Source organism: Streptomyces sp. DSM 42067 (genome assembly GCF_055792885.1).
Genome location: NZ_CM147706.1, coordinates 7,081,998 through 7,105,725 on the forward strand (window position 1 = coordinate 7,081,998; position 23,728 = coordinate 7,105,725).

At 71.7% G+C, this 23,728-nt stretch carries 18 protein-coding genes; 10 read left to right on the top strand and 8 right to left on the bottom strand.

The window, feature by feature from the left end; translation table 11 throughout:
• Nucleotides 1–123 precede the first annotated feature (123 nt).
• From murC to ACSMXV_RS31985, 3 genes are all read left to right on the top strand, one after another.
• Complete coding sequence (gene murC, locus ACSMXV_RS31975; RefSeq protein ID WP_473174613.1) at nucleotides 124–1,527, top strand: UDP-N-acetylmuramate--L-alanine ligase; 1,404 nt, start codon at nucleotides 124–126, stop codon at nucleotides 1,525–1,527.
• Nucleotides 1,528–1,549: 22 nt separating this feature from the next.
• Complete coding sequence (gene msrB, locus ACSMXV_RS31980; RefSeq protein WP_473174614.1) at nucleotides 1,550–1,957, top strand: peptide-methionine (R)-S-oxide reductase MsrB; 408 nt, start codon at nucleotides 1,550–1,552, stop codon at nucleotides 1,955–1,957.
• Between the two features lie 339 nt (nucleotides 1,958–2,296).
• Nucleotides 2,297–4,090 carry a S8 family peptidase gene (locus ACSMXV_RS31985; RefSeq protein WP_473174615.1) on the top strand — a complete coding sequence of 598 codons (1,794 nt, stop codon included), beginning with the start codon at nucleotides 2,297–2,299 and terminating at the stop codon, nucleotides 4,088–4,090.
• An 88-nt stretch (nucleotides 4,091–4,178) separates the two neighbouring features.
• Here the strand turns inward: ACSMXV_RS31985 and ACSMXV_RS31990 are convergent, their stop codons facing one another.
• From ACSMXV_RS31990 to ACSMXV_RS32000, 3 genes are all read right to left on the bottom strand, one after another.
• A complete protein-coding gene (locus ACSMXV_RS31990; protein WP_473174616.1) occupies nucleotides 4,179–4,694 on the bottom strand; it encodes a hypothetical protein in 516 nt (171 codons plus the stop codon).
• Between the two features lie 122 nt (nucleotides 4,695–4,816).
• Nucleotides 4,817–6,223: a serine/threonine-protein kinase gene (locus tag ACSMXV_RS31995; protein WP_473174617.1), complete on the bottom strand. Its 1,407-nt coding sequence runs from the start codon at nucleotides 6,221–6,223 to the stop codon at nucleotides 4,817–4,819.
• Between the two features lie 209 nt (nucleotides 6,224–6,432).
• Nucleotides 6,433–7,008 (bottom strand): hypothetical protein, encoded by a 576-nt coding sequence (locus ACSMXV_RS32000; protein ID WP_473174618.1) that lies wholly within the window; start codon nucleotides 7,006–7,008, stop codon nucleotides 6,433–6,435.
• Between the two features lie 241 nt (nucleotides 7,009–7,249).
• Here ACSMXV_RS32000 and ACSMXV_RS32005 point away from each other — a divergent pair, with 241 nt between their 5' ends.
• Nucleotides 7,250–8,113: a putative protein N(5)-glutamine methyltransferase gene (locus ACSMXV_RS32005; RefSeq protein WP_473174619.1), complete on the top strand. Its 864-nt coding sequence runs from the start codon at nucleotides 7,250–7,252 to the stop codon at nucleotides 8,111–8,113.
• Between the two features lie 278 nt (nucleotides 8,114–8,391).
• The gene (locus ACSMXV_RS32010) at nucleotides 8,392–10,605 is read left to right on the top strand and encodes a terpene synthase family protein (protein ID WP_473174620.1); all 2,214 of its coding nucleotides are present in this window, start codon (nucleotides 8,392–8,394) and stop codon (nucleotides 10,603–10,605) included.
• Nucleotides 10,606–10,741: 136 nt separating this feature from the next.
• Here ACSMXV_RS32010 and ACSMXV_RS32015 read toward each other — a convergent pair whose 3' ends face one another.
• The gene (locus ACSMXV_RS32015; RefSeq protein WP_473174621.1) at nucleotides 10,742–12,073 is read right to left on the bottom strand and encodes a cation:proton antiporter; all 1,332 of its coding nucleotides are present in this window, start codon (nucleotides 12,071–12,073) and stop codon (nucleotides 10,742–10,744) included.
• A 4-nt stretch (nucleotides 12,074–12,077) separates the two neighbouring features.
• Nucleotides 12,078–12,563 carry a cation:proton antiporter regulatory subunit gene (locus ACSMXV_RS32020; RefSeq protein WP_181658675.1) on the bottom strand — a complete coding sequence of 162 codons (486 nt, stop codon included), beginning with the start codon at nucleotides 12,561–12,563 and terminating at the stop codon, nucleotides 12,078–12,080.
• A gap of 196 nt (nucleotides 12,564–12,759) precedes the next feature.
• Between ACSMXV_RS32020 and ACSMXV_RS32025 the strand changes: the two genes are divergently transcribed.
• The 4 genes from ACSMXV_RS32025 (at nucleotide 12,760) to ACSMXV_RS32040 (ending at nucleotide 16,567) form a co-directional block, all read left to right on the top strand.
• Nucleotides 12,760–13,482: a PDZ domain-containing protein gene (locus ACSMXV_RS32025; protein WP_473174622.1), complete on the top strand. Its 723-nt coding sequence runs from the start codon at nucleotides 12,760–12,762 to the stop codon at nucleotides 13,480–13,482.
• A gap of 56 nt (nucleotides 13,483–13,538) precedes the next feature.
• Nucleotides 13,539–14,165 (top strand): LysE family translocator, encoded by a 627-nt coding sequence (locus tag ACSMXV_RS32030; protein WP_473174623.1) that lies wholly within the window; start codon nucleotides 13,539–13,541, stop codon nucleotides 14,163–14,165.
• 170 nt (nucleotides 14,166–14,335) lie between these two features.
• Nucleotides 14,336–15,460 carry a M24 family metallopeptidase gene (locus ACSMXV_RS32035; protein ID WP_473174624.1) on the top strand — a complete coding sequence of 375 codons (1,125 nt, stop codon included), beginning with the start codon at nucleotides 14,336–14,338 and terminating at the stop codon, nucleotides 15,458–15,460.
• A gap of 135 nt (nucleotides 15,461–15,595) precedes the next feature.
• Entirely contained in the window at nucleotides 15,596–16,567 is a 972-nt protein-coding gene (locus ACSMXV_RS32040) for an aminoglycoside phosphotransferase family protein (protein ID WP_473174625.1), read from the top strand.
• Between the two features lie 299 nt (nucleotides 16,568–16,866).
• Here the strand turns inward: ACSMXV_RS32040 and treZ are convergent, their stop codons facing one another.
• Nucleotides 16,867–18,648: a malto-oligosyltrehalose trehalohydrolase gene (gene treZ / locus ACSMXV_RS32045; protein ID WP_473174626.1), complete on the bottom strand. Its 1,782-nt coding sequence runs from the start codon at nucleotides 18,646–18,648 to the stop codon at nucleotides 16,867–16,869.
• Between the two features lie 176 nt (nucleotides 18,649–18,824).
• Between treZ and ACSMXV_RS32050 the strand changes: the two genes are divergently transcribed.
• The gene (locus ACSMXV_RS32050) at nucleotides 18,825–19,376 is read left to right on the top strand and encodes an FHA domain-containing protein (RefSeq protein ID WP_181658680.1); all 552 of its coding nucleotides are present in this window, start codon (nucleotides 18,825–18,827) and stop codon (nucleotides 19,374–19,376) included.
• A 132-nt stretch (nucleotides 19,377–19,508) separates the two neighbouring features.
• On the opposite strand, the gene ACSMXV_RS32055 is transcribed toward ACSMXV_RS32050, so the two are convergent.
• Together ACSMXV_RS32055 and treY are read right to left on the bottom strand one after the other, a co-directional pair.
• Nucleotides 19,509–20,762: a M14 family zinc carboxypeptidase gene (locus tag ACSMXV_RS32055; RefSeq protein WP_473179122.1), complete on the bottom strand. Its 1,254-nt coding sequence runs from the start codon at nucleotides 20,760–20,762 to the stop codon at nucleotides 19,509–19,511.
• A 382-nt stretch (nucleotides 20,763–21,144) separates the two neighbouring features.
• Nucleotides 21,145–23,715: a malto-oligosyltrehalose synthase gene (gene treY / locus ACSMXV_RS32060; protein WP_473174627.1), complete on the bottom strand. Its 2,571-nt coding sequence runs from the start codon at nucleotides 23,713–23,715 to the stop codon at nucleotides 21,145–21,147.
• Nucleotides 23,716–23,728 lie beyond the last annotated feature (13 nt).

Genomic DNA, 23,728 nt, shown 5'->3' on the forward strand with positions numbered 1-23,728 from the left:
CACGGCACCGCATCCGCAAGGCATAGGCTGGGGACCCGCTCCGGCGTCGTTTCGCCGGCCGCGGCCCCAGCCGTATAACTTGCCCGAACCAGCCGTACCACTCGTCACCTGGGAGACACACGCATGGCACCCGGCCTTCCCACCGCCATGGACCGACCGCATTTCATCGGCATCGGCGGCGCCGGAATGTCGGGAATCGCGAAGATCCTCACCCAGCGCGGCTCCAAGGTCGCGGGCAGTGACGCGAAGGAGTCCGCGACCGCGGACGCGCTGCGCGCGCTCGGCGCCACCGTGCACATCGGCCATGACGCCGCGCACCTCGCCGACGACGCCACCTGCGTCGTCGTCTCGTCCGCGATCCGTGCCGACAATCCGGAGCTGGCCCGCGCCGCCGAGCTCGGCATCCCGGTCGTCCACCGCTCGGACGCCCTGGCCTCGCTGATGGACGGCCTCCGTCCGATCGCGGTCGCCGGTACGCACGGCAAGACCACGACGACGTCGATGCTGGCGGTGTCCCTCACCTCCCTCGGTCTGAACCCGTCGTACGCGATCGGCGGCGACCTGGACGCACCCGGCTCGAACGCCCAGCACGGCACCGGCGAGATCTTCGTGGCCGAGGCGGACGAGAGCGACCGCAGCTTCCACAAGTACGCGCCCGAGGTCGCGATCGTGCTGAACGTGGAGCTGGACCACCACGCCAACTACGCGTCCATGGACGAGATCTACGAGTCCTTCGAGACGTTCGCCGGAAAGATCGTGCCCGGCGGGACGCTGGTCATCTCCGCGGACCAAGAGGGCGCGCGCGAGCTGACCCGACGGCTCGGGGACCGCGTCAAGGTGGTGACGTACGGCGAGTCCGACGACGCCGACGTCCGCGTCCTCTCCGTCGTCGCCCAGGGCCTGAAGAGCGATGTCACGGTCCTGCTCGACGGCGCCGAACTGACCTTCACGGTCTCGGTCCCCGGCCGCCACTACGCGCACAACGCGGTCGCGGCCCTGGCCGCGGGCGTGGCGCTCGGCATCCCGGCGGCGGACCTCGCCCCCGCCCTCGGCTCCTACACGGGCGTGAAGCGCCGCCTCCAGCTCAAGGGCGAGGCGGCGGGCGTGCAGGTCATCGACTCCTACGCCCACCACCCCACCGAGATGACCGCCGACCTGGAGGCGATGCGCGCCGCCGCCGGGGACTCCCGCATCCTGGTCCTCTTCCAGCCCCACCTCTTCTCCCGCACCCAGGAGCTCGGCACGGAGATGGGCGAGGCGCTGGCCCTCGCCGACGCCTCCGTGGTCCTCGACATCTACCCGGCCCGCGAGGACCCGATCCCGGGCGTCACCAGCGCCCTGATCATCGACGCTGCCCAGGCGGCCGGCGCGGACGTCCAGGCCGTGCACGACAAGGCCGCGGCCGCCGAGGTCGTCGCGGGAATGGCCAAGCCGGGTGATCTTGTTCTCACCATGGGCGCGGGCGACGTGACGGAGCTCGGCCCGCACATCCTGGAAAAACTGGGTCTGGACCAGCTGCCGAAGTAGCCGGAGTGAGGGGCTGAGCAACATGGCGTACGACGTCGAAAAGCCGGACGAGCAGTGGCGGGCGGAGCTGAACCCGGCGGAGTACGCGGTGCTGCGCCAGGCCGGCACGGAGCCCGCTTTCACGGGTGAGTACACGGACACCAAGACCAAGGGCGTCTACTCGTGCCGCGCCTGCGGCGCCGAGCTCTTCACCTCGGACACGAAGTTCGAGTCGCACTGCGGCTGGCCGTCCTTCTTCGACCCGAAGGACACCGACGCGGTCGAGCTGATCGAGGACCGGTCGCACGGGATGGTGCGCACGGAGGTGCGGTGCGCCCGCTGCGGCTCGCACCTCGGCCACGTCTTCGAGGGCGAGGGCTACGCGACGCCGACGGACCAGCGGTACTGCATCAACTCGATCTCCCTGCGGCTGACTCCTGACGAGGGCTGAGGTAGCTCGCCTCCCGTCACCGTGTTCTCCGTGAACCCGTATCAACCGAACCCGCATCAAAGCTGATAAAGCGGCACGTTTCTTTCCAACCCTCGGTCCTGCAAAGGGAGTTCCCGCGCCAGGATCGAGGGTTTCCCCTGTATCCGGCCTGCCCGCGCCTTGTTTATCGTTCGGTCACAGCTGACCCACAGGTAACCCCTTACGGTCGCTCGCGCCTGGCCGGCCTTCGCGCCTACTCGATGTGACCCCCCTCCGCTTCGACGACGAGGCGAATCGACCGCCGCTCCGCGCTGCCCGGAGCCGGCCACGAAAGGCGATCCCTTGCTCACTCCACGTGTTTTGCGTGCTCCGAGACGGAAGCTGATATCCGTCGCCGCGATCTCCGCGACTCTCCTCTCCGGTACCGCCACCGCCGTCGTACTGGCCGGCCCGGCCGCCGCCGGGACACCCGCCGCAGAGGCCGCCGCCCCGGCCGCCTCCAGCCTCGTTCCCGCCGAACGGCTCATCGTCGGCTACAAGTCGACCGCCGCCGAGGCCAAGTCGAACTCCGCGGCCTCCGCCGACGCCGAGGCCAAGGGCCGCGAGGCCGGCGAGGACCTGGACTTCCAGCGCCGCCTCGGCACCGGGGCCGCGCTGGTCGACCTGGGTGAGAAGCTCTCCACGGCCGAGGTCGCCGACGTCGTCGCCGAGTACCAGGAGGACCCGCAGGTCGCCTACGTCGTGCCGGACCGGCTCAACAAGCCGCTCGCCGACCCGAACGACACCGAGTACAGCAAGCAGTGGGACCTGTTCGAGGCCACCGCGGGCATGCGCGTGCCGGGCGCCTGGTCCACCGCCACGGGCAGCGGCGTCACGGTCGCCGTCATCGACACCGGCTACGTGACGCACTCCGACCTGGCCGCCAACATCGTGGCCGGCTACGACTTCATCTCGGACACCGCCGTGTCCGTCGACGGCAACGGGCGCGACAGCAACCCCGCCGACCCGGGCGACTGGTACGCGACCGACGAGTGCGGCACGGGCACCGGCTCCAGCGACTCGTCCTGGCACGGCACGCACGTCGCGGGCACCATCGCCGCCGTCACCAACAACAGCAAGGGCGTCGCGGGCATCGCGTACAACGCGAAGATCTCCCCGCTGCGCGTCCTCGGCAAGTGCGGCGGCTACGACTCCGACATCATCGACGCCATCACCTGGGCCTCGGGCGGTACGGTCTCGGGCGTCCCGGCCAACAGCAACGTCGCCAAGGTCATCAACATGAGCCTGGGCGGCAGCGGTTCCTGCACCTCCGCGACGCAGAGCGCCATCAACGCCGCCGTGGGCCGAGGCACGACGGTCGTCGTCGCGGCGGGCAACAGCAACGCGAACGCGGCCAACTACTCGCCGGCGAGCTGCAGCAACGTCATCAGCGTCGCCGCCACCAACCGCAGCGGTTCCAAGGCCTCGTACTCCAACTACGGCTCGGTCGTCGACATAGCGGCCCCCGGCGGCCAGACCAGCACCGGCACCGCCAACGGCATCCTGTCCACGCTGAACAGCGGTGCGCAGGGCCCGTCCACCGAGAGCTACGAGTACTACCAGGGCACCAGCATGGCCGCCCCGCACATCGCCGGCCTCGCCGCGCTGATGAAGTCCGCCAGCTCCTCACTGACCCCGGCCCAGATCGAGTCGGCGATCAAGACCAACGCCCGTGCCCTGCCCGGCACCTGCTCGGGCGGCTGCGGCGCGGGCCTCGCGGACGCGACCAAGACCGTCCAGGCCGTGAGCGGCTCCGGCGGATCCGGCGGCACCACCTACACGAGCACCACGGCCGTCTCCATCCCGGACGCCGGCTCGGCGGTCGAGTCCCCGATCACGGTCAGCGGCCGCACCGGCAACGCCCCCTCGGCCCTGCAGGTCGGCGTGGACATCACCCACACCTACCGCGGTGACCTGGTGATCGACCTGGTCGCCCCGGACGGCTCGACGTACCGTCTGAAGTCCTCCAGCGGCTCGGACTCCGCGGACAACGTCGCCACCACATACACCGTCAACGCCTCCAGCGAGACCGCCAACGGCACGTGGAAGCTGCGTGTCCAGGACGTCGCGGCCCAGGACACGGGCCGGATCAACAGCTGGAAGCTCACCTTCTGATCGCTGCCCCAACCGTCCACCGAATCGGGCCAGGGGCCGGCCGGCGCGGAACGTGCGTCGGCCGGCCCCTGGCACGTGAGCCGGGCGACTATTTGATGAGCGCGTTGGCGATCACGACGATCACGCCGAGCAGTGCGTCGACGCAGGCGACCCCCAGGGACGAGAGCCAAGTCCGTCCTGCGGCGCGCATGGTGAACAGGCCCCAGCCGAAGAGCAGCAGGATGTTGAACCCGAACGCGATGTACTCGATGCCCTCGGACTCCCACCAGCCGTGGCCTGCGCCGAAGAGCATCAGCACTGTGGGCAGCGTGACCACCAACAGGGGCCACTCCTCCGCGAGCACGCCCAGCGAGGCCCGGGCGCCTAGATGGACGGCATGCTCACCGCGCAGGGCGATGATGTGGGCGTAGCCGTGGGCCAGGGCCGAGGCGCACGCGGTGAACAGCAGCCATGCGCCGGCACGTGACATCTCTCCGTACTGGGCGAGGGCGGCGACGAGGGAACTCGCCAGCACGGCCCCGTAGACACCTCCGAACAGCACGTTGGGCTGCGCGAGCAGCCCGCGCAGGCGCCGGCCGGAAAGACGGAGGGTGCTGTCGTGCATGGCGTGGGCCTCCGGGCGCGGCGGGCAGTGATGTCCGTACGGGTTGCTGGGAACCCTCCCCGCTGGTCGGACCGCCGGATCCCCCCGAACGGGTAGCGGCCCGCGGCGCCAAGTGCCTCGCCTCAGTCGTCCTCTTCCTCGTCCTGGTCCCCGCGATGCCCCTTCTGCGTCTCGACCGCCGTGGGCGACACGCTGGGGACGACCGGCGAGGCCGACTCCGACGCCTGACCGCCGACCGGTTCCGTAGCCGCCGGGGTGGAGGCCCCGGGGGCGGAGGCCGCCGGACTGGGAGCCACGGAACCCGTACCGGCGTCTCCGGAGCTCGTACCGGCGTCCGTCGTGGCCCCCGGGTCGGCCGTCGGCCGCTCCCCGGAGCTGCCGTCGGGCGCGAACCAGGCCATGCCGATCAGCAGGCACGCGATGAAGAGCGCGAGGCCCGCGACAAGGCCCGTCACTCGCGGCTGCCTCCCCGCCAGCGCACGCAGACCGCTGCCCCTCTGCACCGGGGGACGCTGCCGCGCATGAGACCGGCCCCCAGTGGTGGGTGAGCCGTACGAGGCGGTGTGCCCGCCGCGCGCAGGGCCGGCACCGGCACCGGGCGCATACGGGGTCGTGACCCCGGACGCAGGCGTGCCCGCGTGCGTGGGCGCCGCGCCAGACGTCGGCGTCACCCCGGACAGGGGCGTCGCCGTGTGCGTGGGTGCCGCATGCGTCGGCGTCGCCGCAGGCAGCGGCTCCGGCCGCCCCCGCCACGCGTCCGCCCGGAACCAGTCCGCAACCTGCTGCGCCGACGGCCGTTCCTCGGGCCGCTTGGCGAGCAGCCCCAGCAGATAGTTCTCGAAGGCTGGCGGAACGGCCACCCCCAGCCGGCCCGGCGGCACCGGCGGGGCGTCGACGTGCTGGTAGAGCAGCGCGGTGGCGGTGTCCGCCACGAACGGAGGCTGCCCGGCGAGCAGTTGGTACAGGACGCAGCCCAGTGAGTAGACGTCGGAGGCCGGGCCCGCCTGCTGCCCGAGGGCGCGCTCGGGGGCCAGATAGAGGCCGGTGCCCACGATCTGCCCGGTGCTGGTGAGCGCGGCCGCCGGATCGTCGAGGAACCGGGCGATGCCGAAGTCGCCCAGTTTCACCGTGCCGTCGGCGGCGAGCAGCAGATTGCCGGGCTTGATGTCCCGGTGCACCACGCCCTCGCGGTGCGCCGCGGCCAGCCCCGCCGCGGCCTGCTCGGCGATGGCGGCGACCCGCTCCGGTACGAGGCGGGCCCCACCCGAGGTCTCCTGCGCGAGGCTGCCGCCCTCCACGAGCTCCATGACGAGGTAGAAACGCCCGTCCCAGGCACCGAAGTCGAAGACGCCCACCACGTGCGGATGGCTCAGCCGTGCCGAGGTCTGCGCCTCCAGCCGGAAGCGGGCCGTGGCCGACGGGTCCGACTCCTGGCTCAGCAGCAGCTTCACGGCGACGGGCCGGCCGAGCACCTCGTCGGTGGCCCGCCACACCTCGCCCATGCCGCCCCGGCCGATGGGGGAGTGCAACCGGTATCGATCCGCTACCAGCACGTGCGCACCAACCTCGTTCCGGACAGCAGCCAACTGGACGGCCACGGAACGCACTTCGCCCGCACAGGGAGTCGGGGGAGCCGCAGCGGCCCTCAGCTTACCGGCGCTCCTCGCGGTTCCCGCACGCCACCACCTCTCTCACCAGCCGTCCTGGGACGCCGGTTCATGACCCCGTCACCGAGCCGTCACGTCGTGCCGGAGTTCCCCTCCGCCGGACCGGAGTCCTGGCCTTCCTGCGACTGAGCGTCCGGTCCCTGGGCGCGCACGCGCTGGACGTGTTCCAGGGATTCGCGCAGCTCCGTGAGCCAGTCGTCCGTGTGCTGCTGGACCAGGCGTACGCACCAGGCGAGCGCCTCGCTGCGGCTGCGGGCCACGCCGCCCGCGATCAAGGTGTCGAGGACCTGGCGCTCAGGCTGCCGCAGACGGGTCATCACCGGCGCGGCGACATGGGTGAAGAGGGCACGCTCCCCACCGCACTCCACACCCCACGAGACCTTACGGCGGAAGCGGTGCTCGGCCTCGCGGGCCACGGCGACGCGGTCCTCGCGGGTGCGCTCGCGAAATTCCTGGATACGGCCCTGGACGGCCGCCTCCCGCTCGGCGTCCGAGGCGTCCCCGGCCAGCCGGGGTTCGCGGATGCGTCCGATGACAGTGATCTCCTCGCGGTCCACCGACACGTCCAGCAGGCTCTCGAAAAGATCTTCCGGCAGGCGGCCGGCGAACCAGCCGCGTAGCTTCTCACGCTGATCGGCTGTAATCATGTAATCAACATTACGCCGATGCAGGTGGACCGCAAGGGGTTGCTTCAAGGGGTTGCTTCCCTGGGTTCCTGCTCGGGTACTGTGTGCCGTCTCCAGCACTGGAGGAAGCAGCACCGGAAGACGACCGAGGAGGTGAGACCCATTACCGCTGCAGCAGGCTGGGTGCTCTCACCTCGTGGTCGTACGGTCGCTCAGGCATAGGCGAGCGCGAGAGCGCCCTTCGGCATCTCGAAAGGCTCTCATGTCGGCTTCGCCGTCCCTTCCCCCCTTCTCCGCCTCCCTCTCCTTCACCTCCTTCTCCGCCGTCGTCACGCGGCTTCGGGCCGCAGGCTGCGTCTTCGCCGAGCAGGAGGCGCACATGCTCCTCTCCGCAGCGCCGACACCCGACGATCTCGCCGCCATGGTGGACCGGCGGGTCGCCGGGCTTCCGCTCGAACATGTCGTCGGCTGGGCCGAGTTCCACGGCCTGCGGATCGCCCTGGACCCCGGCGTCTTCGTGCCCCGCCGCCGTACCGAGTTCCTCGTCCGCCAAGCGGCCGCCCGCGTCCGTCCAGGCGCCGTCGTCGTCGATCTGGGCTGCGGCTCGGGGGCGCTAGGCGCCGCGGTGGCCGCGTCGCAGGGGCGGGTCGAGCTGCACGCGGCCGATATCGACCCCGCAGCGGTGCGGTGCGCCCGCCGCAACGTCGCCGCCATCGGCGGCCGTGTCTACGAGGGTGACCTCTACGAGCCGTTGCCGACCGCCCTGCGGGGCCGCATCGACATCCTGCTCGCCAACATGCCCTACGTCCCCACGGACGAGATCGAGCTGCTGCCCGCCGAGGCCCGTGTCCATGAGGCGCGGGTGGCGCTCGACGGGGGCGCGGACGGGCTCGACGTCCTGCGACGGGTGGCCGCGGAAGCGGTGCTGTGGCTCGCGCCGGGCGGCCATCTGCTGGTCGAGACGACCGAACGCCAGGAACCGGCGGCGTCAGAGGTCTTCGCTCGCTGCGGGCTGACCCCGAGGGTCGCCACCTCCGAGGAGCTGTACGCCACCGTCGTCATCGGGACGAGGCCGGTCGGTCTTAGCGACGGGCGGGGCGAGCACGAGGGTTCCTGCGCGCGCTGACCAGGTGGCGCGCCGCCATGACCAGGTGGCGCGTCCGCAGTACGCGCCGATCAGTCGGGGCGCGTCCGGTGGGCGTGCCGGTCAGGCGACGAGCTCCCGCGCGTGCCGCACCGCCTCCGCGACCGGGCCTGGTGCACCGGTCCGTGGCCCGGCAGCGCGGCAGGCGTGGGGGACCTGCTCTTCCCCGAATGGCCTGCCCACACGCGCCCGTTCACGCGATGGTGCGATCATCTGCGCCCACGTGGATGTACGTCCGAGGGCACGGGTAATGCCCGGCCATGAGCCAGCCGTTCGATCTTCCGCAGTTCTACATGCCGTATCCCGCACGGCTGAACCCCCATGTCGACGACGCGCGTGCGCACTCCAGGGAATGGGCCCGCGAGATGGCCATGCTGGAGGGATCCGGCATCTGGGAGGAGCGCGACCTCGACGCGCACGACTACTCGCTCCTGTGCGCCTACACCCACCCGGACTGCGACGGCCCGGCGCTGTCGCTGATCACCGACTGGTACGTGTGGGTCTTCTTCTTCGACGACCACTTCCTGGAGACGTTCAAACGCAGCCAGGACCGGGAGGGCGGCAAGGCGTACCTGGACAGGCTGCCGCTGTTCATGCCCATGAACCTGTCGACGCCGGTGCCCGAGCCGCAGAACCCGGTCGAGGCCGGCCTCGCCGATCTCTGGGCGCGCACGGTGCCCGCGATGTCCGTCGAGTGGCGCAGACGGTTCGCCGAGTCGACCGAGAACCTCCTCAACGAATCACTGTGGGAGCTGTCCAACATCAACGAGGGGCGCGTCGCCAACCCCGTGGAGTACATCGAGATGCGCCGCAAGGTGGGCGGGGCGCCGTGGTCGTCAGGGCTTGTGGAGTACGCGACGGCCGAGATCCCCGCGCCGGTCGCGGGCACCCGGCCGCTACGCGTGCTGTGCGACGCCTTCTCGGACGGTGTGCATCTGCGCAACGACCTGTTCTCCTACCAGCGGGAGATCGAGGAGGAGGGCGAGCTCAGCAACGGCGTTCTGGTTCTGGAGACCTTCCTCGGCTGCTCGACCCAGGAGGCCGCGGACACCGTCAACGATCTGATCACCTCACGGCTGCAGCAGTTCGAGACGACGGCACTGACCGAACTGCCCGCACTGTGCGCCGAGAAGGGGCTCACACCGGAGGAGTGCGCGGCCGTCGCCGCGTATGTGAAGGGGCTGCAGGACTGGCAGTCCGGCGGGCACGAGTGGCACCTGCGCTCCAGCCGCTATATGAACGAGGGCGCTGTGAGCGGGCGTCCGCTGCTCGGGGCGCCCGTGGGGCTTGGGACGTCGGCCGCCGGTGTCGGCGCACTGCTCTCCGTATCGGGCGCGAACCGGGTACGCAGCTACACGCACGTCCCGTACCAGCGGGTCGGGGCTTCCCTGGTCCCCGACCTGGAACTGCCGTACCGCACCAGCCTCAGCCCCCACCTGCCGGGCGCCCGCGAGAACCTCGTGGACTGGGCGCGCAGTATGGGCATGCTGGGCGAAGGGCTCTGGGACGAACAGGACCTGCGCCGCTTCGACTTCGCACTGTGCGCAGCAGGGCTCCATCCGGACGCCACGCCCGACGACCTCGACATCGGCTCGTCCTGGCTGGCCTGGGGCACGTATGCCGACGACCTGTACACGGGCGTCTACGGGGGTGCACGCGACCTCGTCGGGGCACGGGTCTGCACCGAGCGGCTGAAGAACCTGATGCCGCTCGACATGACGAACGGCGGCGTGCCGGCGAACGCCATCGAGCGGGGCCTCGCCGATCTGTGGACGCGGACCGCCGGACCGATGGCACCGGACGCGCGCACCCTGTTCCGCGAGTCCGTCGAGACCATGCTCGAAGGCTTCCACTGGGAGCTCGCCAACCAGGTGCAGCACCGCATCCCCGACCCGGTCGACTACATCGAGATGCGGCGGGCCACCTTCGGCGCCGACATGACGATGAGCCTGGCCCGGATCTCCCACGGCAACCAGATCCCGCCCGAGATCTACGGCAGCGGCCCCCTGTGCTCCCTGGTGAACGCCGCCGTGGACTATGCCGCGCTGCTCAACGACCTCTTCTCGTACCAGAAGGAGATCGAATTCGAGGGCGACGTCCACAACGGCGTCCTGGTCGTGCAGAACTTCTTCGGCTGCGACTACCCGACCGCCGTCGCCATCCTCCACGATCTGATGAACGGCCGCCTGCGCCAGTTCCAGCACGTCGCAGCGCACGAACTACCCGTGCTGTACGACGACTTCGAGCTGGGGGAGAGCGAGCGCGCGGTCCTCGGCGGGTTCGTGAAGGAGCTCGAGAACTGGATGGCGGGCATCCTGACGTGGCATCGGGAGTGCGGTCGCTACCGGGAGGAGTTCCTCTCCCACGGAGGCACGGCAGGCCGCCCGACCGTGCCGGCGCCACGACCGCCTCGGCTCCCCTTCACCTGGACCGGCCAGGGGGCCGCCGGGGTTTCGGCCTCCGCAGTGCTGTGACGGCTCTACGGCCCCGCGGCCATGCCTCACCAGCGCGGGGGTCGCGTACCGGCCGTCGCCGCATGCGCCACCGCCGCGCGCGCCACGACCCGCACCACCGAGGTGGCTGTGACCAGGTGGCTGTGAACCGTAGGGGTCAGGAACGGTGAACTGCCTCGTCGTTGTCGCTTTCCTCGGGCCAGGCCGAATCGTCCGGGACCGATGCTTGAGCCGAAACCGGCGCCGGCACGGATGCGGTTTCCGACGGAGCCGAAGACGTAAGTGCAGGCGTGGCCGTCCGCTGGTCGCTCTGCTCCCGCCCGCCGGTCCTGCGGCGCCAGGCCGCCAGTGCCATGGCCACCGGCTCCGTGAACCGTGCGGTGAGCGGCCCCAGTACGACGAGGATCAGTACGTACGCGGTGGCCAGCGGGCCGAGTGAGGGCTCGATTCCGGCGCTGACGGCCAGGCCCGCGATGACGATGGAGAACTCGCCGCGCGCGACCAGCGCACCGCCCGCCCGCCAACGGCCCTTGACGGAGATCCCGGCCCGCCTGGCAGCCCAGTATCCGGTGGCGATCTTCGTCAGCGCCGTGACGATGGCCAGCGCGAGGGCAGGCAGCAGGACCGGGGGGATGCTCGCGGGATCGGTGTGCAGGCCGAAGAAGACGAAGAACACTGCGGCGAACAGATCCCGCAGCGGGCTGAGCAGCGTATGCGCGCCGTCGGCGACCTCGCCCGACAGCGCGATGCCCACGAGGAACGCGCCCACCGCCGCGGAGACCTGGAGCTGCTGCGCGATGCCCGCGACCAGCAGGGTCAGTCCGAGTACGACCAGGAGCAGCTTCTCGGGGTCGTCACTGGAGACGAACCGCGAGATATGCCGGCCGTAGCGCACAGCGATCATCAGGACGAGCCCGGCCACGCCCAGCGCGATGGCGAGGGTGGCGCCGCCCGCGGCCCAGCCCGCACCGGCCAGCAGGGCGGTGATGATCGGCAGATACACGGCCATGGCCAGGTCTTCGAGGACCAGGATGCTCAGGATGACGGGCGTCTCGCGGTTGCCGAGCCGACCGAGGTCGCCGAGGACCTTGGCGATGACACCCGACGACGAGATCCAGGTGACGCCCGCCAGGACGACGGCGGCCACCGGGCCCCAGCCGAGCAGCAGGGCGACCGCCGCGCCGGGCAGGGCGTTGAGTGCGCAGTCGACGAGTCCGGCCGGGTACTGGGTCTTGAGATTGCTGACCAGATCGCTGGCCGTGTACTCCAGGCCCAGCATCAGCAGCAGCAGGATGACGCCGATCTCGGCGCCGATGGCCACGAACTCCTCGCTCGCGCCGAGGGGCAGTAGCCCGCCCTCACCGAACGCCAGCCCGGCCAGCAGATAGAGCGGAATCGGCGAGAACCGGAAACGTGCGGCGAACCGCCCGAGCAGCCCCAGGCCGAGGATGATCGCGCCGAACTCGATGAGGAAGACAGCGGAGTGCACGCAATCACTCCCGTCCCAGAATGTCCGCTGCTGCCTCGACGCCCTCGCGGGTACCGATGACGATCAGCGTGTCCCCACCGGCCAGCCGGAAGTCCGGCGCGGGCGAGGGGATGGCCTCCGCGCGCCGCAGAACCGCCACGATCGAGGCGCCCGTCTCGGTACGCATCCGCGTCTCGCCCAGCAGGCGCCCGTTCCAGTACGAGGTGGGGGACAGCTCGATGCGTTCGGCTACCAGCCCCAGATCGGTGGTGTGGAGGAGGTTCGGGCTGTGGTGCGCCGGCATCAGCGCGTCGATCAGGGAATCCGATTCTCCGGCGGTCAGCCGGAGCGAGAGCGCGCAGGCGTCCGGGTCGTCCGACCGGTATGCGCTGAGGGTGCGGGCGCCGTCGCGGTGCGCGATCACCGAGAGGCGGTTCTGTTCTCGGGTGGTGAGGTCGTAGCGGACGCCGATGCCGGGCAGCGGTGTCTGACGAAGGCGCGGTGCGGGCACGGTGTGTTCTCCCCTGTGTGGCTGTCTGCAGGGCTGCTTTACCAAGTCTTTGTACTTGCCATCCTTTTTACTTGATCGCGGTTCGCCAGGGATCGGCGGGGTCCGGTCAGGTGTTCTCTGCGGATGCGTGCCCGTCACCCGTTCGTGGATCTTCGCGCGGGAGCCCGCCGGGTAGAGCACCTGCCGGAGGCGAGCCATGGAACAGACAGCGTTGCAGCAGGAGACGGCGTCGAAGCAGATGAAGCAAGAGACGGCGTCGAAGCCCGGCGAGGGCCGGAAGACCGGTGCGGGCCGCCGTCCGCATGCCGCCCGGCGGCGCGGGCGGCGCCTGGTGAGTCTGTTCTTCGGGCTCCTCTTCGGGACCGTTCTGGTGCTCTCGGGGGTGGGCCTCGGCACCGTGAGCGCCGCCGTCATCGGCATGACCAAACTGGCCGAGCTGCAGAGGCAGGCGGAGGTTCAGGCACCGGGAGAGCCAGACCAGCAGCCGCGCGCGCAGCAGAAGCCGCCGGCGACACGGCAGCCCGGCGATGCCAAGCCGTCGTCCGGTGCTTCCGCCGATGCTTCCGCAAGTCCTTCCGCCGGTGATGGAAGCTCCGCTTCCGCCGCCTCGGAAGGCGAGACCACCGCCCAGCCCGTCCCCGCAGCGGGAGCACGCTCCGCCCTCGGAGTCGAGGCCGTCGACGCACCCAAGGGCGCCGGCGCGGTCCTCGTCGGGGTGCACGTCCCGGGTCCCGGGCACGCGGCCGGTCTGGTACGCGGCGACGTACTGACCGCGTTCGGCGGGACCCGTATCGCCTCGGCCGCCGACCTCGCGTCGGCCGTCGCGACCGCACCGCCCGGAAGAGCCGTCACGCTCACCGTCCGGAGTGCGAACGGCGACCGCCAGATGCTGTCGGTGACACCCGGCGTCGTCACGTGAGCGGGTGAGCGGAAAACCATTGGCCCGGCAGCGGGGGCCGGCACCACGATGGGCCCATGCTGAGCACCCTTCTCGCCTTCCTCGGCGCCTGTACGCTGATCGCCGCCTCGCCGGGCCCGAGCACCGTGCTGATCATCAAGCAGTCGCTGCAGAGCAGGCGGTCGGGCTTCCTCACCGTCCTCGGCAACGAGACGGGCGTGTTCGTCTGGGGCGTCGTCGCGGCGTTCGGGCTGACCGCGCTGCTGACCGCGTCCCAGATCGCGTACGACGTCATGCGGATCGTGGGCGCCGTGGTCCTCGTGGTCTTCGGCGTCCAGACGCTGTGGAACGCACGCCGCCACAAGGCGGCCGGGGCCGCGGACGGCGGATGGCAGGGGACACAGAAGTCCGGCTGGGCCTCGTACCGGGACGGGCTGCTGCTCAACCTCGCCAACCCCAAGTGCGCGATCTTCGCGATGTCTTTCCTGCCGCAGTTCGTGCCGGCGGGCGCCCCGCATCTGCCCACGATGGTCGGCCTCGCGGCGCTGTGGGCGGTCTACGAAGTCGGCTGGTACGGCGCGTACGTGTGGTTCGTGGGCCGGATGAAGCAGGTCCTGTCACGTACGGGGGTCCGGCGTCGGCTGGAACAGGTATCCGGAGGAGTACTCGTGCTCCTCGGGGTGCGGCTCGGCCTGGAGAGCTGACGCACATGAACCGGTCGGTGGCTCAGCCGGCCGCTCCCGGGCCGCTGCCGACCCCCGGAGGCCGTGCAGCCCGCTCGCGCGGACGGGGACCGGCGGGCAGGATGCTGCCCGTAGACCCGCACATCCGGAAGCCCATAGACCCGTAGAGCCGTGGAGCCCTGGAGGCCCTGATGTCCGGCACGCCCCCGCCCTTCACCGCCGACGACTACAAGGCCCGTATGGACCGCGCCGCACAGGCGGCGGCTGATGCGGGACTGGCCGGCGTCCTCGTCGCGCCCGGTCCCGATCTCGTGTGGCTCACCGGCTACCGGCCGCCCGCGACGACCGAGCGGCTCACCATGCTGGTGCTCGCCGCCGGGCAGGACCCGGTTCTCGTCGTGCCGACTCTCGAGGCGCCGGATGCGGCCGAGGCGGCGGGCGCGCCCGCGCTGACACTTCACGACTGGACCGACGGCAAGGACCCCTACGCGACGACCGCGCCCTTCCTCGACGCCTCCGGCCGGTTCGGCATCAGCGACAACGCCTGGGCGATGCATCTGCTGGGGCTTCAGAAGCAGTTGCCGGACACGTCGTATGTCTCCCTCACCGACGCCCTGCCGATGCTGCGGGCCGTGAAGGACGCCGCCGAACTCGAACGTCTCACGGCCGCCGGGGCGGCCGCCGACATGACGTACGAAGAGATCAAGAGAGTCCAGTTCGAGGGCCGCAGGGAGGCGGATGTCGCCGCCGAGCTCGCACATCTGCTGCGGCAGTGCGGGCACGAGCAGGTCGACTTCACCGTCGTCGGCTCGGGGCCCAACGGTGCCAATCCGCACCACGAGGCGGGCGACCGCGTCATCGAGCGCGGCGACATGGTCGTCCTGGACTTCGGCGGCCTGATGCACGGCTACGGTTCGGACACCTCCCGGACCGTGCACGTCGGCGAGCCGAGCGCCGAGGAACAGCGCGTCCACGACGTGGTCCGCGCCGCCCAGGAGGAGGCCGTGAAGGCCGTACGGCCGGGTATCGCCTGCCAGGACGTCGACCGGGTCGCCCGCGCGTACATCACCGAGGCCGGGTACGGAGAGTTCTTCATCCACCGCACAGGCCACGGCATCGGCGTCACCACCCATGAACCGCCCTACATGATCGAGGGGGAACAGCAGGCGCTGGTGCCGGGGATGTGCTTCTCCGTGGAGCCCGGCATCTATCTGCCGGGTCGCTTCGGGGTGCGTATCGAGGACATCGTGACCGTCACGGAGGACGGCGGGCGACGGCTCAACAACACGGCACGGGAGATGGCGATCGTGCACTAGGGGCGCCGGGACCGAACGTCCGGGACGGGGCGCCGGGAACTGACCGTGCGCGAGGGTGCCGGTCAGAATCGTGAAAGTCGGGTAACCGGCGAGCGTGGGCGATCGTGGAGATCGTGGACTGGGAGCGACGCGAGGATGCACCGGCCACTGACAGCAGACACCGTTCGGGGACTCGTCCGCACCGCCCTCGGCGACGCGGCCGGAGTCGGCGACGGCATCGACGTGCGCCCCGTCGATGAGGGCGGCGAGCAGCTGTGCTGGTGGATCGGCACGCGCCATGTGCTGCGGCTCGCCCCCGACCCTGCCGCCTCCGTCCGCCAGCGGCGTGAGATCCGGGTCCGCGACCTGGTACGCCCCCACATCGGCGTCCCGGTACCGGCCAGCTCCGCGGCCGGTGAGTGGGCGAACGGGCTCGCCTTCACGCTGGACACCCGGCTGCCGGGGGCCTCCGCGGAGGGCCGGGCCGTCTCGCCGGCGGGCGAGGCGGATCTGGCGGGGCTTCTCTCGGGGCTGCGCTCGGTGCCCGTGCGCGCGGCCGCGGCGCTCGGTCTGCCGGTGACCGCCCCGCGGTCGCTGGAGAAGGTGCGGGCGCAGGCCGCCCGGGTCGCCCAACGTGTCGATGTGGACGGCGAGTTCGATCCCGGACGGCTCGACAGGCTGACGCCGCGTGCCATGCATCAGCTCGTCCCGTTGCCTGGCACCGGCGTCGTCGTCCACCACGACCTCACGGGCGAGCACCTGAAGGTGACCGCGGACGGACGGGTGTGCGGCGTCCTCGACTGGGCCGACGCGGTGATCGGCGACCCGGCAGAGGACATCGCGGGCCTGGCCGTCGCCGTGGGCGCCCCTGCCGCGGTCCGGGCGGCGACACTGGCCGGATACGAGGCCCGGCTGTGCCTACGTGGTCTGTGGCTGGCCCGCTGCGACACCGTCATCCGCCTCGCCGGCCGACTCCACGGCCAGGACGAGGGCCCGCGGCCACTGCGGCCGCTGCTGCGCGCACAGTTGCGGCGCGCCTGGGAGGCGATCCTCCTCGAACGCCTCACGGATGTGCCGGAACAGGGGCCTGGCTCGGGTCAGAGGCCCGCACCGGACCAAGGTCCCTGACCCGGAGTCGGTTTCCGCCCCGTCCCCGGCCCCACCACCCCCGGCCCAAGGCTGGGACCCAGCGTGGGGCCGGGGCCCTGGGCGTAGCGGGCGGGAATGGACTGCGCGGCTCCCGCGGCCCCCCGCCGAAGAGCGGCCCGCGCCGCGGACGCCGCCAAGGGCGCGGATGCCGCCAAGGGCGCGGATGCCGCCAAGGGCGCGGATGCCGCTAAGGGCGCGGACGCCCCCGACAGCCGTCTCAGTCCGGTGGCACGCGGTCCCGGAAGCGCTCCGGAGAGGCCGGGCCCGAAGGCCCGACGTCATCCCTGCACCAGCACCACGCACGACTCGCCCGGAACCACGAGCGTGCCCTCCGCGTCCGGTGCGCCGACCGGTTCCCATGCGGCCAGCACGCGTGCGTGGCCCGTGCCCAGGGGTACGGCGGCGGGCTCCTTGGAGAGGTTCACGGCGACCCGGATGTCGCCGCGCCGGAAGGCGAACCAGCGCGCCTGCTCGTCGTACGAGACCCGCACCGCGGCCAGGTCCGGATCGGAGAGGTCGGGCAGCCCGTGCCGCAGCGCGATCAGTTCGCGGTACCAGGCGAGCACGCGCGCGTGATGCTCTCGCTCCGGCTCCGACCAGTCGAGGCACGAGCGGTCCCGCGTCGCCGGGTCCTGGGGATCCGGGATGTCCTCCTCCGCCCAGCCGTGGGCCGCGAACTCCCGCCGCCGGCCCCGGCGGACCGCCTCCGCCAGGGCGGGATCGGTGTGGTCGGTGAAGAACTGCCAGGGCGTGCCCGCGGCCCACTCCTCGCCCATGAACAGCATCGGCGTGAACGGCCCGGTCAGGGTGAGCGCGGCCGCGCAGGCGAGCAGGCCGGGGGAGAGGGAGGCGGCGAGCCGGTCGCCCTGGGCGCGATTGCCGACCTGGTCGTGGGTCTGGGAGTAGCCCAGGAGACGGTGCGCGGAGATCCGCGTCAGGTCGAGCGGACGGCCGTGGCGGCGGCCGCGGAAGCTCGAGTACGTACCGTCGTGGAAGTACCCGCCCGTCAGCGTCTTGGCGAGCGCGGCGAGCGGTGCCTTGGCGAAGTCCGCGTAGTAGCCCTGCGATTCGCCGGTGAGCGCGGTGTGCAGCGCGTGGTGGAAGTCGTCGTTCCACTGCGCGTGCAGACCCAGGCCGCCCTCCGAGCGCGGTGTGATCAGGCGCGGATCGCAGAGGTCCGACTCGGCGATCAGGAACAGCGGCCGGCCGAGCTCGTCGGCGAGCCCGTCCACCGCGGTGGACAGCTCCTCCAGGAAGTGGATCGCGCGCTTGTCGTGCAGTTCGTGCACCGCGTCGAGCCGCAGCCCGTCGATCCGGTAGTCGCGCAGCCAGGCCAGCGCACTGCCGATGAGATACGCGCGCACCTCGTCCGATCCGGGGCCGTCGAGGTTGACGGCGACGCCCCAGGGGGTGTGGTACGCGTCCGTGAAGTAAGGCCCGAACTGGGGGAGATGGTTGCCGGACGGGCCGAGGTGGTTGTGCACGACGTCGAGGACGACACCCAGACCGAGTTCATGCGCTCTGTCGACAAAGCGCTTCAGCGCCTCGGGGCCTCCGTAGGGTTCGTGTACGGCCCACAGCGAGACACCCTCATACCCCCAGCCGTGCCGCCCCGGGAACGGGCACAGCGGCATCAGCTCCACATGCGTGATGCCCAGTTCCACCAGATGGCCGAGGCGTTCGGCCGCCGCGTCGAGCGTGCCCTCGCGCGTGTACGTTCCTACGTGCAGCTCGTACAGCACCGCGTCCGGCAGGCCGCGCCCCGTCCACTCCGTGCGCCATGCGTACCGCCCGTGGTCCACGACGGCGCTCAGCCCGTCCGGACCGTCCGGCTGGCGCCGCGAGCGCGGATCGGGCAGCACCGGGCCGTGGTCGAGCGAGTAGCCGTAGCGCGCGCCGTCCTCCGCCTCCGTGTCGCTGGTCCACCACCCCGTGCGCTCCGGATCGCGTTCCATCGCGCGCGTGGCGCCTTCCAGGTCGAGCGTCACCCGGTCGGCCTGCGGTGCCCACACCTCGAACTGCTGCACGGACGGTATCCCCTCGTCTCCCGGCTGTGGCATCGGTGTCCATGGTGCTGCACAAGGGATCGATGCGCTCCTGAAATCGCCGTATGCCGCGCCGAGTCCTCTTTCACCGGACATGCCGGTCCCGTGCCTGGTCAGTGCGGCGGCCTCGAGGCCGGGGAAGTCCGGCGTTTCCTGGACACCCCGGCCGGTGCTGCCCGACAATCACCAGCGTGACGTCGTCTTTCGAGTTCCACACCTACCCCGCGCGGCTCTCCGACGCCGAACGCGACAGGGCACTGAAGGTGCTCAGGAACGGCGTGGCCCTGGGGCGGCTGTCGCACGACACGTTCATACGGCGCATGGAACTCGTACTGGCCGCCCGCCGGCCCGACGAGCTCGCGGTGCTGACCGCCGATCTGCACACCGAAGGCCGTTGGTCCCGACGGCTGTTCGGCGCGGTCGGCGCCGTCTCGGGCTTCACGGTACGGCTGCGCAGGGCCTGGCAGTCCGAGCGGCTGCCGAAGCTGCTGCTGCCCGTGCCCGGGAGCCCCTACCCGCTCCGCATAGGCCGGGACCCGGCGAACGGGCTGCGCCTCAGCCACGAGACGGTGTCCCGGGTCCATGCCGAACTGAGCCGGCAGGGCGGCGTGTGGGTGCTCCGCGACCTGGGCTCCACCAACGGCACGTCGGTGAACGGTCGGCGGGTGATCGGCGCGGTCGTCGTCCAGGACGGCGACCAAGTCAGCTTCGGCCAGATGTCGTTCCGTTTGTCGGCGGACTGAAACGCTCGGCCTCTTCGCCTGCGTATCCGCCGCTCAGGCCCGCGCGAGCCCCGGAACAGGCGTCCACGCGCGTGTGCAGGCAATCGGCGATACGTGCACTCGCGTATGCGGGCAACCCGGCGATACGTACAGTCAGCCGGTGACCGCGAGCGCCTGCCGCATCGCCTCGACCACCGTACGCGCCTGGTGCTCGACCTGGTGGTCCAACGGCACCCAGCGGGCCCGGAACCGCTCCGCGAAGGCGGCGCACCAGTGCGTCACGAGCTGGTCGAGCCGCGGCGCGGCCCGGTCGTCGCTCTCTCGCAGCACCCGGAGCAGCATCGCGGCGGCGCGCAGCGGCAGCCGGCGGCCGAACGCGTCGATGCTGTCGACGTACGCCATCGTGGCGTCCTGCGGCGGCGGCCGGCGCCAGTCGTCTGCGAGCCCGGGGACCAGATCGAGCGCCCATCTGGCCGCGCGCAGCAGGGGCCCCTCGGCCCCCGCCAGGCGCGGCAGGGCCTCCGCGAGGATCTCCTCGACCAGGAGCGTGTCCCGGCGCAGCCGGCCGGACAGCCGCCGCATGGCCTCGGCCGGCGCGGGATGCGGCGCCGGGTCACCGACCAGATCGCTCGCCCACATGGGCACCTCGACGATCGCCGTCAGACCGCCGTACCGGTGGGCGTGGTGCCAGGTGCTGTGCCGCGCGTCGTCGGGCAGGCTCGGGAAAGCCACGTCCGAATCCGCGGCCGGCATCACATGGACGCCAGGGCCGGAGGCCGGCCAGCCCGCGGCGTCGGACGCCCCCGTCTCGACCGGAATGTGCAGCTCCGCCGCCGACTTGGCGAACGGCTCGGCGAGCCCCGGGATGTCCTTCGTCAGCTGCACCCAGGTGCCGCCAAGATCCGTGCTGTGCAGCGACACCTGGAGGTAGGGCCGCAGTTCGTCGATGACGCCGGTGAGGGCCAGCGTCTCGGGCGGCAGCCGGTCGGGAGGCAGCACGGACGGGGACCACTCGGGCTGCTCGGGGCCCGCGGGACGGAAGAAGTTGCGGTGGTAGTCGAGCAGTGAGCGAGGCGCCGGGGTGCGGTGGAGGCTCGCGCCGTCCGGATCGGCGCACAGCAGGAAGTGCCAGGAGACATCCGTGCGCAACCCCCGGTCGTGCAGCGCCCGTTCGGCGAGGTACAGCAGCGTCGAGCCGCCCGTCGGCTCGTTGGCATGGGCGCCCGCGACGACCAGGACCGCCCGGGAGGCCCGGCCGACGGACAGCAGATGCAGGGGTCTGCCCGCGCGTGAAGTGCCGACCTGCCGCAGCTCGCACAGATCAGGCCGGTGAGCCGCCAACTCCCGCGCTGCCCAGGTGAGTTCCGTCACGCTGGGATAGCGCTGGTCTATCGGGTGGGTCTCCATGGGGTGGGTCACCGCTCCTCCTCGCCGAGCAGCCGCGGGCGTGAGGACATGCGCTCGGCGCGCATCCGGAGCCGTTGTGGACTCGCTGACGACCCGTTCGGCACCACAGGGCGGAGGGGGGGCGGACTGCCGTCGCCCTCCTGCGCCCGGCCCTCGACGACCGGTCCGGAATCGGCATCCCAGGCCGACCGGGCCCTACGAGGGCGTCTGCCGCTCACGCACCTCGGCTCCTCCCGCTGGCCTAGCCGAACAACCGCCGGGCGAAGGGAACCAGGTTCCCCCGGCCGCCGGCCGTCGCGCCCCCGTTGTGCGCATCCGCAGTACCCCATGCCGTGGAGCGGCTGTCAATAAGGCCGCAACCGGTACCCGCCCGTCCGGCGGACTACAGTCCGTCGCCGCCGGTTCCCGGCTCGGTCCGCACCAGAAGAGCCGCCGGCAGTTCGGTGAACAGCTCCGCCACGCGCGCGTGCCCCGCGAAGCTCCGCCCCGGCGAGAGCAGGTCGGACCACCGTCCCTCCGGCAGCGGCAGCTGCGTGTCCCGCCAGCCCCCGGCATCGGCCAGCCGCAGCGACAGCCGCGTCACGGCACAGATCACCTCGCCGGACCGTACGAACGCGACGCAGTGCGCGGCACCGGGCCCCTGAGCGTCCAGCGGCTCGTACGTCGCCGCGTCGCCGAAGAGCTCCGGGCGGCGCCTTCGCAGTCGCAGTGCGGTCGTGGTGAGCGCCAGCTTCTCGGCGGAGAGGTCGGGAGGCCCGGAGAGAACCTGAGCATCGGAGACGCCCGGAGCACCCGGGACCCCCGCAGCACCGGCGGCGACCTCGGAAGCACCCGAGCCCTCCGGCAGCCCCGGGACCTCCCGAGCTCCTGAAAACTCCCCGCCGCCGTGCCTCGCGTCCAGGCGCCGCAGCAACTCGGGCCGGAACCGCGGCGGCCGCCGGTTGTCCGGGTCGACCAGCGCCCGGTACTCGCTCTCCGTGCCCTGGTACACGTCGGGCACCCCGGGCATCGTCAGATGCAGCAGCGCCGCCCCGAGGACGTTGGCGCGCAGATGGGGACGCAGGGCGCCCGCGAACTCCTCGACGGTGTGCAGCGGCGGCCCGCCCGGCCCGGCCTCGACGAACCGCGCCACCGCCTCCTCGTACGCCGGGTTCTGCTCGGTCCAGCTGGTGTGCAGCCCCGCCTCGCGCACATGCTTCAGCATCGCCTCCCGCAGCCGGTCGCCAGGCCCACCGGACGGGTCCTCCGGGACGCCCCGCCCGAAGCCGACCGCCGTCTGCCAGGACGCCCAGGCCACCTGGAGGTCGGGCGCAGCCGGTGCGTCCGCGCGCGCGGTCTGCTCGGTCACTTCGGCCAGCAGGCCCGCCCACCGGTCGGGGCACTCGGTGAGCACGGCGATGCCGGCCCGTACGTCGGCACTGCGCTTCGTGTCGTGCGTGGACAGGACGGTCCCGGCGAGCGGCCAGTCGCGTTGCACGCGCGCGCAGTACGCGTGGAAGACCTCCGGCGAGACGGCCGGACTACCCGGATTCCCGCCCACCTCGGTCGCCGACATCAGCGGCACATAGCGGTAGAACGCCGTGTCCTCGACCGACTTGGCGTGCAGCGCCGACGCGATCTGCCCGAACCGGGTGGCGAACGCGACCTGGTCGGGGCCGTGGCCGAGCCGGCCGATCACCAGATTCCGGACGACGTCGACGGTCCCCGCCTCCTCGGGCACCGCGAAAACCGCCTTCGCCTCCTCGGCGGCCTCCTCGGTCAGGACGAATTCGGCGCCCCCGTTGACGTACGGCCGGTAGACGTGCAGGCGGACGAGCAGTTCGCGGATCGCGGTGCGCAGCGCCCAGGGCGCGTGGTCGCGCAGTGCGGGCTCCGCGGCGCAGATGAGGCTCCCCACGCGCGTTAGGCGGTCGACCTCGGTGGCCAGCTCGCGGGTGACCACCTTGTACGCGGCGCGCCGCACCGTGGCCGCCCAGTCGCCGCCCCGGTCGGCGGGCGGGGCGGCGAAGCGCCGGTACTGGCCGAGGAGTTCGCCAGCGCCCGCCGGGTCCGTGAACAGCCCGTCGATGTGCCGCAGGGCGTCATAGCCGGTGGTGCCGGCCACGGGCCAGGCGGCGGGCAGCTGCTCGCCGTCGTTAAGGATCTTCTCCACGACCGTCCAGCGCCCGCCGGTCGCCTCGTGCAGCCGCTGGAGGTACGCGCCGGGGTCGGAGAGCCCGTCCGGATGGTCGATGCGCAGCCCTTCCAGCACGCCCTCGCGGAGCAGTTGCAGGATCTTCCCGTGCGTGGCGGCGAACACCTCCGGGTCCTCGACGCGCACCCCGATGAGATCCGAAATGGTGAAGAACCGCCGGTAGTTGAGCTCGGTGCGGGCCAGCCGCCACCAGCCGAGCCGGTACCACTGCGCGTCGAGGAGTTGCGGCAGCGGCAGCTTCGCGGTGCCCTCGCGCAACGGAAACGTGTGCTCGTGGTAGCGCAGCACGTCGCCGTCGACCTTCAGCTGGTCCCATACCTCGCCGATCCGGTGGCCCAGGACCGGCATCAGTACCTGGCCGCCCCCCGCCTCCCAGTCGATGTCGAACCAGCGTGCGTACGGCGACTGCGGGCCGTCGCGCAGCACCTCCCACAGCGCGCGGTTGAACCGCGGTACCGCCGCCATGTGGTTCGGCACGATGTCCACGATCAGGCCGAGGCCGTGCTCCCGCGCGGTGCGCGCCAGCGCGCGCAGCCCCTCCTCGCCGCCCAGCTCGTCGCGCACGCGCGCGTGGTCCACGACGTCGTAGCCGTGCAGCGAGCCGGGGACGGCCTCGAGGACCGGCGACAGGTGCAGGTGCGAGACGCCGAGCGCGGCGAGATACGGCACGGCCGCCTCGGCCGCGGCGAACGGGAACGCCGGCTGGAGCTGGAGCCGGTACGTGGCGGTGGGCGGCGCGGGGATCGGCTGAGGCGTCATGGGAACGTACGTA